This window comes from Niallia sp. FSL W8-1348, from assembly GCF_038006745.1.
Lineage (GTDB): Bacteria > Bacillota > Bacilli > Bacillales > Cytobacillaceae > Niallia > Niallia alba.
Genome location: NZ_JBBOVV010000001.1, coordinates 3,061,908 through 3,075,615, shown reverse-complemented (window position 1 = coordinate 3,075,615; position 13,708 = coordinate 3,061,908). Strand labels below are relative to the sequence as shown.

At 37.0% G+C, this 13,708-nt stretch carries 12 protein-coding genes; 1 reads left to right on the top strand and 11 read right to left on the bottom strand.

The genetic code is table 11. The features are described from left to right. Positions 1-357: 357 nt before the first annotated feature. Positions 358-1,476 carry an MmgE/PrpD family protein gene (locus NST60_RS14610; protein ID WP_224427903.1) on the bottom strand — a complete coding sequence of 373 codons (1,119 nt, stop codon included), beginning with the start codon at positions 1,474-1,476 and terminating at the stop codon, positions 358-360. A gap of 69 nt (positions 1,477-1,545) precedes the next feature. Further along, a complete protein-coding gene (locus NST60_RS14605) occupies positions 1,546-3,594 on the bottom strand; it encodes a hypothetical protein (protein ID WP_341099168.1) in 2,049 nt (682 codons plus the stop codon). A gap of 163 nt (positions 3,595-3,757) precedes the next feature. Between NST60_RS14605 and NST60_RS14600 the strand changes: the two genes are divergently transcribed. Further along, positions 3,758-4,321, top strand: coding sequence for a lysozyme inhibitor LprI family protein (locus NST60_RS14600; RefSeq protein ID WP_341099166.1), 564 nt, complete (start codon positions 3,758-3,760; stop codon positions 4,319-4,321). Between the two features lie 170 nt (positions 4,322-4,491). Here NST60_RS14600 and NST60_RS14595 read toward each other — a convergent pair whose 3' ends face one another. From NST60_RS14595 to NST60_RS14555, 9 genes are all read right to left on the bottom strand, one after another. Further along, positions 4,492-4,971 carry a hypothetical protein gene (locus NST60_RS14595; RefSeq protein ID WP_341099165.1) on the bottom strand — a complete coding sequence of 160 codons (480 nt, stop codon included), beginning with the start codon at positions 4,969-4,971 and terminating at the stop codon, positions 4,492-4,494. 41 nt (positions 4,972-5,012) lie between these two features. Further along, complete coding sequence (locus NST60_RS14590) at positions 5,013-5,972, bottom strand: DUF3231 family protein (RefSeq protein WP_341099162.1); 960 nt, start codon at positions 5,970-5,972, stop codon at positions 5,013-5,015. 147 nt (positions 5,973-6,119) lie between these two features. Further along, positions 6,120-6,587, bottom strand: a complete 468-nt coding sequence (tnpA, locus tag NST60_RS14585; protein ID WP_341097993.1) for an IS200/IS605 family transposase — start codon at positions 6,585-6,587, stop codon at positions 6,120-6,122. A 173-nt stretch (positions 6,588-6,760) separates the two neighbouring features. Then, the gene (locus tag NST60_RS14580; protein WP_016205104.1) at positions 6,761-7,288 is read right to left on the bottom strand and encodes a hypothetical protein; all 528 of its coding nucleotides are present in this window, start codon (positions 7,286-7,288) and stop codon (positions 6,761-6,763) included. Between the two features lie 245 nt (positions 7,289-7,533). Next, positions 7,534-9,018, bottom strand: coding sequence for an aldehyde dehydrogenase family protein (locus NST60_RS14575; protein ID WP_212120447.1), 1,485 nt, complete (start codon positions 9,016-9,018; stop codon positions 7,534-7,536). Positions 9,019-9,212: 194 nt separating this feature from the next. After that, on the bottom strand, positions 9,213-9,836 hold the full coding sequence (locus NST60_RS14570) for a YesL family protein (protein WP_341099159.1): 624 nt from the start codon (positions 9,834-9,836) through the stop codon (positions 9,213-9,215). A 109-nt stretch (positions 9,837-9,945) separates the two neighbouring features. Continuing rightward, positions 9,946-10,839 (bottom strand): carbohydrate ABC transporter permease, encoded by an 894-nt coding sequence (locus tag NST60_RS14565; RefSeq protein ID WP_101729509.1) that lies wholly within the window; start codon positions 10,837-10,839, stop codon positions 9,946-9,948. Between the two features lie 13 nt (positions 10,840-10,852). Next, positions 10,853-11,722 (bottom strand): ABC transporter permease, encoded by an 870-nt coding sequence (locus tag NST60_RS14560; protein ID WP_051994053.1) that lies wholly within the window; start codon positions 11,720-11,722, stop codon positions 10,853-10,855. A gap of 186 nt (positions 11,723-11,908) precedes the next feature. Continuing rightward, complete coding sequence (locus NST60_RS14555; protein WP_169189278.1) at positions 11,909-13,582, bottom strand: sugar ABC transporter substrate-binding protein; 1,674 nt, start codon at positions 13,580-13,582, stop codon at positions 11,909-11,911. Positions 13,583-13,708 lie beyond the last annotated feature (126 nt).

The window sequence follows — 13,708 nt, the reverse complement described above, 5'->3', positions numbered from 1 at the left end:
TCGGTATAAGAGTCTTTTACCGAAAACGTCCTTTTTTTGAAGGCTGCACTATTATTAAAATCGCCTATAAAAGAATACAGCCATTTTCTTTGCTCATTGAAACAGAGAGTCAAATTGTTGTTTGAAATTCTCCGTTTAAAAGATATAGAGATATTGCAGCACAAGGAGTTATACCATTACACCAGATTTTTGGCAGGTCACCTTAGATGAAATTGTTTCTGAGTATTAAGGGAGAAAGCCTAAAAAATAATTGATGGACACAATAAGCTTATCGAAATTATTCTACACTTTTACCGTCCTGCTGATAAACACAAAATGATATGATTTGTCTTTTTATGGTGCCTGACACCGACTGTCTTACCAACCTTCTATTCCTCCAGCAAAATACTTGTTTAACGTATTTGCTTGTTCGCCCAATAGAGTGTTAGCTTTATTGACTAAATCCTCCATTATTAGCGGCTTACCTGGTGAACCTGTTGGCGCATCCACTCTAGAAACCAACTGTCGACCATCGTTTAAAGTTACTTTTACCATACAATATCTATCTTTTGGATAGCTATCCACTTTTACTGGAATTCGGTGATCATACTTTCGATGAATTTTTTTCATTACTTGATTGACATCAGTAGCAATTTGATCGACAGAAAAGTTCTCTATAGATAACGCTTCCCCCAGTAATAATAAAGCTACACAGTATTCTACGCTAAAGCGCCCTTGCTCCCCATTCTGTGGGTGGGTGTAAACTAATGCAGCATCACCATTGGGTGGGAAGTACAAATCCACAAAGGCAACCTCATCTACAGAAAATTTTTTCTGTGTCTTTATATACTGGATTGCATCAATTGCATGTGCATTCGCAGAACAACATGGATATAATTTAAACCATAGTCCTGGTTTATCTATTGCCCAAGGGTCTCCCCACTTTTCGAAAATCTCAAATGGATTTTCTCTTTGCTCCACATACATAGAGATTAAACCATTTTTTGCTTGAATTGTATTAATACTTCCTGCAATCCCTTTATCAATAAAATGAAGAATCTGCCAAGCACTTTGGGCTGTCATACCAGCATGCAACGGTTTAACCATTGTTCCAAATTGACTCCGAGAACCGCTTAGTTTTGAGACACATAAGTTAATAGCTTGCGCGAATTTCTCCGAGTCGAAATTTAAATAATGGGCTCCAGCAGCAACCGCTCCGTAAATTCCTGCAGTTGCTGTTGTATGGAACCCTTTTTCATAATGCTGTGCACCTAATAATTGAGCAAAGCACTTCATCGTTTCAATCCCTATTAAATAAGCCTCATAGAAGCGTTCTCTATCACGCTTCTTTTCTATTAGTGAATGTAATAAGCTCAAAATAATCGCAGACGGATGTCCTCGAATTTCCGAATGAACATCATCTAAATCTAGAGCATGTGCAGAATATCCATTAATCAAACACGCATCAAAAGGATGAATCTTTAAATCAGTGCCTATTACTGATGCTTCCTCTTATCCAATAGTGCCGGGAAGCCAAAAGAAGTCCTCTCTTATTTTAAAAAATGATTACTTTTTTAGAAAACTATGTCTAAAACTATCCTTATTAAAAGCTAGCCACCCTAAATTATTCTTTGTATCAATCATCGATCCATTTGCTAAAACTTGATGGGAGATTATTTCCTTCCATAGAAAGGATGCAGAAGCCTCTTTTTCATGAATTACATAATCATTCCCGCAATATCGCGACATTTTCTGTTGCTTTGTACTACTCTTTCTAAAGTGAAGAATGCTTTTTAATGCCATTCCAGATAATCCATCAAAAGACTGATTTTTTATGGGACTGCTTGTAAATTGATGAAGACTTCGTTTTTTTTGCTGCTGAAAATATACCTCTACCGCAATCGAAGAAGCCATATGGGCATCTCCAGAAAGAATTATGCAATTGCTTGGATTCCATTCAGCTATTTGTTGATGGAAAAAGGAAAAACCTCTTCCGTTAAATTTCCACCATTCCAAATCTAAACTTTTTTGCAGAGAAGGAAGGATATTCGTAAGAGGCAGAATGAAATTTTTTAAAAAGGACTCAATCAAATGAACCCCGTATAAGGGAGTCGCAGAGATGATGACTAATGGCGTTTGCGTTTGCCATCCACTTGAAAATAATAGTTCTGATAAATGATTCCATTCCTTTTTCCGGATTAAATTCGGTCCGTTTGTCCGCTGCTTTAGGACATTTCCAATAACATAGGTCCGTTCTGCTGGATAAGCTCGTTGTGTTCGAGTGTCTAATATGAGGCTTCTCGGATTTGTTGGTGCTACATAACTCCATGAACGAAAGGTTAATATCGTCTGAAGCCACTCTGTATATGCTAATGTGTGTACTTTTAACCTTTTTGTATAGTTTCCTATTTTTGTGAAAAAAGAAAGAGGGAAAGCTTCCGGATTATTACCCCAGCCTTGAAAAGCCCAATAAGCAGTTAAAGCATTAGCAATGACATGATTTCCAAGCGGCGAACTCGCTACTTTTTCCTGCCACTCTTTTGTTATATTCCAATCATCTGTTACATCATGGTCATCAAATATCATATAAATCGGGATATTTGCCAATAAACGGCGCACCTTTGGCAGATATTGCTGGAACCTTTCCATATCTTTTTGCTGCTGATTAAATTCTTTCCTTATTATATTGATTTTTCTTCCATACTCTTTTGGTTGTTCTTTATCACTATCTATATAAATCTCGTCATCTACTAAATAGTCATCAAAATCTTTCAAATACCCCGCCTTGTTTGCCAGCTCCCAAATTTCAGGATTCCAGTTCATGATATACATTGCCGCATACTCACCCAGTGTCATAAGGTGATTATCAGCCTTCCTTGAAGTAAACTGGCAGTATTTCTTTATTAGTTCTTTTCTTCCATTTAACTGGCTGAAGGCTGTTTGGAGGGATTTGCTATTAAAGTCCTTGCATAATTCCTTTAACGGTTCCTCCTTACCTATCAGTTGCTTACCTAATGCAGATAAGAAAGGAGCGACTGGCGCTGGGACATCATCTGCATAAATTTGGTCACCTGTCAGAAAAAGTGCATTTGGTCTTTTTTCTAACTGAAAATAGTATTCCTGCAGTTTTTCGTCTCCTAAGCTTAACGCATCCTTGCCAATTCCATGTAGTTTACGACAGGAACCATATAAGATGTTTGATTGATCCCTTGCTGGAATAAAAAAAGTGGGGTATTGTAAATTTCCATAACAAATAGAAGCGGGATGTGTTGGGGACAGCAAGCCAAAGTCACTTAAATCATAGCTTCGTTTCCCTTTTTTTAGTTCAATATTGTATCCTAACAAAGTTTGAGAAGGAAGGATTTTGGAGTTAGGCTGGATTTTGATCAAATATACATATACTTTTTTTCCTAAGCGAAAGATTTGCGCATCCGACTGGATACTAATTGGTTGATAATCATATTCCCCTGTTTCTGGATTTATTTCAATGGAGTAAACCTTAGCGTTCAATCGGTATTTTTCACTTAAAGCAATCCAAAGATAGGCGGAGGTTACCTCCACCCTACGCACCATCGGCCCAGACAAAATTAACGGCAGATCCATCATTACCACCATCCGTTTTCTATTCTCTTACAGCCTATTCAGAGAAAGCCGCTGATATGTTTTTGAATGATGGATACAGGGAATCAAGGAAATTAGGGGGACGGTTCCCTTTGATTCGATTAGAATATTGGATAAAACGGAAGATCCTATTCAACTAGTGGAGGTGCAATTAAACATGAAAGGTAATAAAAAATTTTTCATCACAATGTTAGCTTTAGTCGGAGTTATTTTAGCTGCTTGTGGAAAAACAACTGATGGTACTGCTTCATCCTCAGATAACCTGCCTTCTAATAATGACTCTACTCAAACGGAAGAAAGCGACTCCTCGTCAAATGAGGATACTGCTACTGAACCGAATGACAAAGAAGATACTTCTAACAGTTTGAAAGATGAGTATTTAGAGAAACTAAACGAAATGGATAAAAAAGACAGAGAAGTACCTGCAGACACCTCAAAGGCTAGTACTACAGTAGAGTTGGAAAAAGAGGAAGCAGAAAGATTGGATCGTTGGGACGAAGCATTAAATGAAATATATAGCGTCCTAAATGAACAGCTTTCTGCAGAAGAGATGGAGCAATTGCATGAAGAACAACGGGATTGGATAAAGGAAAGAGATCAAAAAGCTAAAGAAGCTTCCCTCAAATACGAAGGTGGCACAATGGAAGGATTGGAATATGTGGCAACACAAGCGTCTGTTACAAAAGACAGATGCTATGAATTGGTAGCTAAGTATATGTAAGGAAGGAAACAGAGGGAAGTGGTAAAACCGTCCCTCTGTTCCCTTTCAAATATTTTTTCAGCACTATAATACTGTTCATCTCCTTGTTCTAAACCTCGTCGAAACGTCTTTACTAATGATGGACCACCAACATGAAAGCCTGAAAAGAAAAATAAAACACCATCTGCTTTTTACAAGATGGTTTTTTTTTTCACAAATACTTTGATTAATTTTCTTATTACCAACCCAACGATTACTCCTGGTATAACAAAAAGTATTGGTAAAAATATAGGACCTATCAAATGCCCAAATAGCTTAACTTCTGATGAATAGATTAATCCTACCGTTACAAAATAGGCAGCAAACACAAAAGGTAGGAATAAGAAGGAAGAATTTTTTCCTTGATCATCAGCATCTTTAACTGCATCCCACATAGCAAAAAAATAGAGACATGGATAAAACATTAGCCACCTCAAATTAACTTCCTCTAAAGATGCAGAAATATCTCCATGAAAACTTGAAATAATCGCTATGTTAAAGTTTGATTGTACATTCACTACTACCTCAAGAACAATAAGAATAATTCCTTTTGTATATTTCTTATTAAGTAGCTGCCCAAATCCAGGTAAAGCGATAGACCATAGAAGTTTTTCAAACGAATTCTTATTCACATCATTCCCAGGCCACCTTTTTTAAAAAATATGATTGATTTTTATGTCTGATTTCCAGATGAATGCTTAGAAAGTTTTTTCCTGTCCGCTGCTGTATATGGTTCTTCCAACCATCCTTGTTCAATCATTATATTTAATCCATCATTATTATATTTTCCAATAGTAGGAATTAACGCTATATACTCTGCAGCTAAATCATGCCTTAACATTTCCGAAAGGGCAGTACCAATATTTGCTAAAGCCATGTTTCCTGCCAACGAAACATGATACATCAAAAGCTTATCTGAAAAAGGAGATGCTGTTGAATCAGTTATATGAGTATCCATTAATTTAGGTGATGGTAAATCTTGATTGATTAAGCGATTCGTGTAAATCTTAATTTGTTTACTAGCTAGTTTTGCGCCTTCTTGAAAATATTCTCTTAACTTTTCTGAAGAGGCGACTTGACTAAATCCTATCATCAAAGATTTTCCTAATATGTTCGTAATAATATTATAATGATAATGTTTTATTTCATTAGCAGTAAGCGGTCTATCTCTTCCAGTAAAGATAGAGATAAATGATTTTTTCCCCACAAAGTCCACTTTCTTAGGATACGGAATCGTAGGATGGCTAATATCCACTCCTTTTAAAAACAATAAATGTATACCTTTTTCATAGGTTTCAACTGCATCGTCTATATTGTTTCTGAAATAGTCCATTATGTCCTGTCTTGTCGCATTGGTATAAGCATGACCATATGTAATTACAGCTGCTCCGGCCATTTGAGTAATATAAAAAATCATAAAGATATCACTAAATAAACGTGGTCCATCCTTCCGAACATCCTGCTCCCCAAATCCAACAGGAATAGGAATATTTTCTCGATTGAAGATGTTTTCCATTTGCTTAAGATGTTTTTGAGAAAGTGTAATAGCAAACTCGATATAGTTTTTTACTTCTCCATCTTCAACAACCTGAAGGAAGTGATCAAACACACAACAAAGCATCGATCCTCCCATATAATTAGCAAATCAAAACCACCAGTGTGAACTGGTGGTTTGCTCTGCGGCTAAAAGCCTCTCTTACCGGCCTCGGCCTTAAAGGCCCACTGAAAAGGTTTCCCTTCTGCACCACATTCACTCACCAATTCTAAAGAATTTCTTTATTTACTTCCGATTTTTCTCACCCGTGAACGGATCGAATTCTTCGAACAACGTTAGCTGATCAGCCATATAATCTTCTTTCAGCTGATTTCTTATATATTCTTGTATTTGTTTCTTATTTCTCCCCACGGTATCAACGTAGAAACCACGACACCAAAATTTACGATTCCCATAGCGATATTTCAAATTCGCATGTCGATCAAATATCATCAGGCTACTTTTTCCTTTTAGGTAACCCATGAACTGCGATACACTTAATTTTGGTGGAATACTAACCAACATATGGATATGATCCGGACAGGCATTTGCTTCATGTATAATGACACCTTTTCTTTCACATAGCTCTCTTATGATTTGTCCTATACTCTTTTTGTATTTGCCATAAATAATTTGCCTTCTGTATTTTGGGGCAAAGACTATGTGATACTTACAATTCCATGTTGTATGTGCTAAACTGTTCATGACCTTCATAAGGGCATACCTCCTTCTTGCGTGAGATAAAGTGGTCGGGAAACCAACTTTATCCTACCATGAAAGGAGGTTTTTTTGTTACCTCGCTATAAGCTCTCCGGAACCCCCGGCATAGCCAGGGGTTTTCGAAACCATCAAAAAGAGAAGCAGAAGATCCGTCCCTCTGCTTCCTTTTATTCATAAACCTCTATTTCAACTGGCAATTTGACTTTATCTTTTGGGAAGGTAGCATACCATACCCATAGGTTATCTCGAAGGAAGAACTTATTGGGTTGTCTATTGCCTTCACTAGTAATTACGATAGTTTTAACGTTATCTTCGGCAAACCCATATATAATGGAGAAATCCTTTTGAACATTATTATCCGCTTGCCAGGTAATGGAATCTCTCTCCTGTTTCTCCTCTTTAAACTCCTGAAAATCCAATATGGGATAAATAAATTTTTTAAAGTCCGTAAATTCATTATTAGTAAGTACAGGAATGATGCCCGAACTACTTTCAGCAAATACTAAATGGGACTGAGCATCAAACAAAAGAATTCTTTTGCAATCGCCAAACTGTGCCGATACTTCTTCACATACACTTTCTTCCAAGGAGGTAGTAGGAATAATGACAGGCTTAGTCGGACTAGGACGTGTGGCAATAAAATAAATTACCACAACTGTTAAAGCAAACGCAGCTATTAAAAGAATGTTTCTCATCTCATGTTTTCTCCCTTCTCCCTTAATTCATTAATGAAATTTATGCACTATTATGCGAAACTGTAAAAAAAATATCGCATAATCAATACACGATACCTTATTACTACTCCCTCAAATATATAATTTTCTTTTAACAAAAGGAAGCTGACTTCAAGAAGTTGTTTTGTTAACGCCTCCTGAGTCAGCCTCTGATTCTATATCATTTATTCAATAAGGGAGACACAAGAACCGTCCCCTTGCTTTCCTTATTGCATGGAAACCCAAACGCTCTTTACTTCAGTGTAGTTATTTAATGCGTAAGAGCCCATTTCGCGACCAATGCCAGATTGCTTGTAGCCGCCGAATGGGGAAGCTGCGTCAAATGTGTTATAGCAGTTGACCCAAACGGTTCCGGCGCGTAATTTGCTGGCGATATAGTGGGCATTGGCGATATCTCGTGTCCAAACGCCTGCTGCCAATCCGTAATTACTGTTGTTTGCACGATTAATTAACTCATCTAAATCGTCATATGGCATAGCAGAAATAACTGGTCCAAAGATTTCCTCCTTGGCAATCGTCATTTCATCCCGCACATCTGCAAAAACGGTTGGAGAAACAAAGTAACCTTCTTCACGTGGATTGAAACCACCCGCGACAAGTTGTGCTCCTTCGTTTAACCCTCTCTCAATATAGCCAAGAACTCGCTGTTGCTGCTCAACGGAAACAAGTGGTCCAATTTCTGTATCAGCATGAATGCCAGCACCTTGTTTCAGTTTTTTCGCTTGTGCAGCCATATCTGCAACAACATTATCAAATTGCTTCTTCTGAATAAACACCCGAGAACCAGCACAGCATACCTGGCCTTGGTTGAACATAACACCGTTAAACGCACCTGGAATAGCTTTTGTTAAATCCGCATCTGGCAAGATAATATTTGGTGATTTTCCGCCAAGCTCAAGTGTTACTCTTTTCAATGTTTTAGAGGCATTTGCCATGATCATTTTTCCAACTTCTGTGGATCCTGTAAAGGCAATTTTATCTACTAAAGGATGATCAACTAATGGTTGACCAGCTGTTTCTCCAAAGCCAGGAACAATGTTCACAACTCCATCTGGGAAACCAGCTTCCTTAATTAATTCGGCTAAATAAAGCGCGGATAATGGCGTTTGCTCAGCTGGCTTCAATACAACCGTGCATCCAGTTGCAAGAGCAGCTCCAAGCTTCCACATTGCCATTAAAAGTGGGAAATTCCAAGGAATGATTTGTCCTACTACCCCTACCGCTTCATGACGCGTATAGTTAAAGTATGGTCCACTAACAGGAATCGTTTGTCCTGTAATTTTTGTACACCAACCAGCATAATAGCGCATATGTTCAATTGCTAATGGAATGTCCGCGTTCGTAGTCTCGCGAATCGGCTTTCCGTTATCTAACGTTTCTAATTGGGCAAGTTCTGCACTGTTTTCCTCCATCAAATCGGCCAGTATGTACATAAGACGACTGCGCTCAGAAGCACTCATTTTTGACCATGGTCCCACATCGAAAGCCTTACGTGCAGCATTCACTGCCAAATCAATATCTTCTGGACCTGCTTCATATACACTTGCTAAAACCTCATCTGTCGCTGGATTATAACTGTCGAACGTTTTTTGTGATTTACTCTCTACAAATTCACCATTAATAAATAACTTTTTCTTACCACTTAGGAACTTTTCAACCTTTTCTTTTAAAACTACAGTCTGTTGGTTCATCGAATTCCTCCTTAAAAAGTAGATAATTTAATGGTCATGCACCAATATAAGAAAACGCTTACAAAAACAATGTTAACACTGTGGAAATAGAGATACAACTAATAAAAGAAGAAATATTTCGGGGAAATTTGACATTGCGACGGCATGTGACAGATAGCGACAGGGGACGCAGAGGCAGAGGGACGGTTCCCTCTTCACTTCTCATATCCTTCATAAATATGGAGGATGATAAAAGTATTTATATAAGCAAAGAAGGAAAAGCCAATAAATAGACAAAAGTATAAAAGAAAGAAAAAGGAATAGACCGATATCCACAAAGTTATAATGGGAATCATAGTAATCATTAGGACGGAAATTGTTTTAATGGGGTGAACTAGCGCTATCTTCCATGTATTAATGATTGAATCCTTTACTGAATTTTCAAATCTTGCAACATAAGGAAAAATAAAGTTAAACAATAGTAAGTAAGCAAAAGAAAATAGACCAAGACTTACCTTAACAAGGAAAAGTAAATTTCCTGTATATTGATTCAGGTAATAGTAATCCATATACAACACAACGCCGACTGCTAATAAAATCAACCATATGAGGGTACTCTGTTTAAAGTTTTTTTGAAGGGCAGCGACATATCCCCTAATGATTGATACATCCTCATTTCTAGCCATTTTTATTGTTATCGAATACATAGCTGTTAGTGCCGATCCTATTGTAACAATAGGCAAACAAGAAATGAGAAATAGAGCATTTAATAGTAATAAATCAACTATTTTTGCTAGAAATCGGTAGAAAGGTCCATTCCATTCAAAAATATTATTCACCGCAATTCCTTCCTTTCCTAAGTTTAGAGGTTATCCTTTCTAATAAAACCACAAGAATGAGTTTCACTGGATAACCTCATTCTTTTTCCTTTTAAGCAAATCAATCTGGCTATTCTTTCACCGAACCTACTACAATACCAGTAATAAAGTATTTTTGCAGCATTGGGTAGATTAATAGCAATGGAACACAGGAAACAACAATTTTTGCTGCATTAAGATTCTTGTTAGATACTTCTCCTGCATTTGCTAGGTCACTTGAAGTTGCTCCAGCTTTTAGCATTTCCTCAATACTGATTGTCAATGATTGGATATATGTCATTAATGGATAATTAGTTACTTTTGTCATATAGATCAATCCTGAAAAAAAGTCATTCCAGTTTCCGACGATACTAAATAAAGCAACTGTCGCCAAAGCAGGCATCGATATCGGTATATATACTTTAATCAGTACCTGTAATGGGTTCGCGCCATCCATAATTGCTGCTTCCTCTAGTGATTTGGGAACGCCGATAAAAAAATTCATTACAAGGATAATGCTGAAAACTTGAACAGCTCCTGGAAGAACTAGTGCCCAAATCGTATTCAACATATCAAGGTTTTTCACAACCAAATAGGTTGGAATCATTCCGCCATTAAATAGCATCGCGAAGATAAGCAGATTCATATAGATTCCTCTGCCTCTAAACTCTCTTTTGGTTTTCGAAAGAGGATAGGCCATAGTAACAATTAACACCATGTTAATAACCAATGACAATATTACTCTTTGAATCGAAATACCAAAGGAGCGCCAAAACTGACTATCTTCCATAATCATTTTATATGCCTCAAAGGTCGTATTAATTGGTGTTAGACCAACCTTATTACTAGCTACTGCATCGCCTCCGCTAAATGATATCGCCACAATATTCCACAGTGGAAGCAAACAAGTAAGGGCAAGGAAAATGACGATTGCATAAATAGTTAATCTGCCACATCGTGCAGAAAAGCTCTTATTTTCTATCATGCGTTCTTCCCTCCTAGAATAATTTGCGATCAGTATATTTTTTTGCTGCATTATTTGCTGATATAATCAGGATTATTCCAATTACTGATTTAAATAAACCTACTGCTGTACCAAAGCTATACTCCCGACCCATTAATCCTACTCGGTAGACATAAGTGTCCAGTATATCACCTGATTCATATACCATTGGTGAATAAAGATTATACACTTGATCAAATCCAGCATTTAAAACATTAGGCAAACTTAATACTGCCAACAATAGGATAATCGGCAGCATACCGGGAAGGGTAATGTTCCAGATTCGCTTCCACCAATTTGCGCCATCTATGCTTGCTGCCTCATGAAGACCAGGATCAATAGCTGTTAATGCTGCCAAATAAACAATTGAATTATAACCAAACTCTTTCCATACGTCTGTCCCTATCAGCAACGGTTGAAAAAGTTTATTACTTCCAAGAAAATTCAGCTTGTCTATGCCAAAAAAAGCAAGAATTTGATTGATTGTTCCATCTAGGCTGAACATATTAACTACCACAGATGCTAGCACTACCCATGAAAGAAAGTGTGGTAAATAAACAATTGTTTGAATGGATTTCTTAAGCAGTTTCAATCTAACTTCATTTAATAGGATAGCGAAAACGATCGCCAGCAGAGATCCTAAAACGATTTTTCCGATAGCGATAACAATTGTGTTTCTGAAAAGTTTACCGATATCAGGTAAAGAGAACATATACTTGAAATGTTCGAAACCTACAAATTCTGAAGCCCTAATTCCTTTTGCAGGTACATAATCTTGAAATGCCATGATTACCCCAAACATTGGAACAAACGTAAAGATAATCAAAAAAATCATTCCAGGAAGCAACATCGAATGATAAAACATTTCTTCTTTCGTTACTATTTTTTTTGTTTTTTTCCTTTTTGTGCTAGCTAATGGATCCTTACCATTTTCTATTTTCAAATGCGGCTGCTGAAACATTCTAACCCCTCCTTACAATTCAGCTGTTCTAATGATGACTTTCCCTTCCTAATAGAAGAATTACATGATTAGAACAGCTTAGAATCTATCTTATTTATTGGCTAACTCTTCTTTTATCTCAGCAGCTATTTCGTCGCCTCCTTGTTTCTTCCAATTAGCTACAAAGGTATCGAAATAATCTAGTGGCTTATTACCTGTAACAATTTTAATAAAATCTTCCTCTTCTAATTTTAAAAGATTGGCACCCTTTTTCTCCATGGTTGGAGTATTACCGAAAAATACAGGGGTAGTCCAATTGAATTGCTCTTCGTTTGTAAATTTATCGATCATACTCATACCAAGCATTCTCGAATGATATTTTGCCCATTCAGACGTTCCTGCACCTTCTGGATCATTTTGATATGCCATTACACTTTTCGCATCGATTTTTAAACCAGCAGTAGGAATATCATCCATGGAAATTTTCCCTTCCACAGCTTCTTGAATATATTTATATTCGTCTATAATATTTGTGGATTTATAAACTTCAATATTAAATGGTCTTGTAGAACCATCCACTGCCAACTCTCCATATTTATAGATTTCTGGATAATCTTTCTGTAAGTCATCTGCGTTTAAAATTTCATCATAGAATAAGTTTAATATTTTTATTGCTAATTCTGGATGCTCATAATCTTTCCGGACAACAATAAATTGACCTGTTGGGTTATTATGAAATACATTTACTTTACCGTTTTCTCCTTCTATTGCATAAGCAGCAAACTCAGCATTCTTATCCATTCCTCTTACTGTTGATAATCCCCAATCCGGTATATGCCATGGTCCCGTAACTATCCCAGTTTGACCGTTAGTAACAAGTGCCATAATATCATCCCATGTTCTTGTTCCAAACTGAGGATCTATGATACCTTTTTTAAACCAATCTGCCATTACCCCTAATGCTTGTTTCGTTTCTTCGGTTGTAGAACCATTGACAATATTTCCTTTACTATCTTCTAACCACATTCGAGGATGAGCATTAAACACTCCGGCAATGCTAGTCATATTCATGCCGCTTCCACCATAATCACCTGCATTTAACCAAGAAGCAAATGGAATACCCACTGGATTCCCCGTGGAACCTGGATCCTTATCAACAAACGCTTTTGCAGTGCTCTCTAACTCGTCTAAAGTAATTTGTCTGTCTCCATCTGTATCCAATTTAATCCCTAATGTATCCATCCAATCTTTCCTAATCCACACTATATTTGGCGCAGAATCTCCAATTGTACCTGGAATAGCCATCAATTTCCCGTCAAATGTAGCATCTTCTAGCGTTCTGTTATCATACGTGCCATAAACCTCTTTGATGAAATCGCTTGCATTTTTATCATACACTTCCGTCAAGTCAGCAATTAGGTCATTTTCCACTAGCTCTTTCAGCTCTTCACGACTATCTACACGCATCATATCTGGCAACTCACCGGATGCGATCGCAAGTGCAACTTGACGATTATAGTCATCGCCTTCTGCTTCGAATTGATCCACTATTTTAGCATCTAGTTTCTCTTCTACTAATCTTGTATATGCATTGTTTTCATAAGTGTCTCCTTCAGGCAATTTAGAATTTGCTGCGGTTACCCGTCCCATCGTAATGATGGTTTTCCCATCTTCTGTCACACTGTCACCGGATGAAGAATTATCCATACATGCTGCTAGTGATAGTGTTAATGAAGTTGCCATTAATCCTAATGCCGCACGCTTACAAAATGTTTTGTATTTCATAAAATGTCCTCCCTTTTTTATATAAGTGATAGCAAATGAAATAAGTTTTTTAAGAAATCTTACATGTTACCAAAATATAGTTAAAGTTTACTGGATTAACAAAGAGATGAATATATTAAATAAACC

Coding starts and splice junctions, on each gene's coding strand:
- NST60_RS14605 (WP_341099168.1), bottom strand. CDS start 3,594: ATGGTGGTAATGATGGATCTGCCGTTAATTTTGTCTGGGCCGATGGTG.
- NST60_RS14600 (WP_341099166.1), top strand. CDS start 3,758: ATGAAAGGTAATAAAAAATTTTTCATCACAATGTTAGCTTTAGTCGGA.
- NST60_RS14590 (WP_341099162.1), bottom strand. CDS start 5,972: ATGGGAGGATCGATGCTTTGTTGTGTGTTTGATCACTTCCTTCAGGTT.
- tnpA (WP_341097993.1), bottom strand. CDS start 6,587: ATGAAGGTCATGAACAGTTTAGCACATACAACATGGAATTGTAAGTAT.
- NST60_RS14580 (WP_016205104.1), bottom strand. CDS start 7,288: ATGAGAAACATTCTTTTAATAGCTGCGTTTGCTTTAACAGTTGTGGTA.
- NST60_RS14575 (WP_212120447.1), bottom strand. CDS start 9,018: ATGAACCAACAGACTGTAGTTTTAAAAGAAAAGGTTGAAAAGTTCCTA.
- NST60_RS14565 (WP_101729509.1), bottom strand. CDS start 10,839: ATGATAGAAAATAAGAGCTTTTCTGCACGATGTGGCAGATTAACTATT.
- NST60_RS14560 (WP_051994053.1), bottom strand. CDS start 11,722: ATGTTTTATCATTCGATGTTGCTTCCTGGAATGATTTTTTTGATTATC.
- NST60_RS14555 (WP_169189278.1), bottom strand. CDS start 13,582: ATGAAATACAAAACATTTTGTAAGCGTGCGGCATTAGGATTAATGGCA.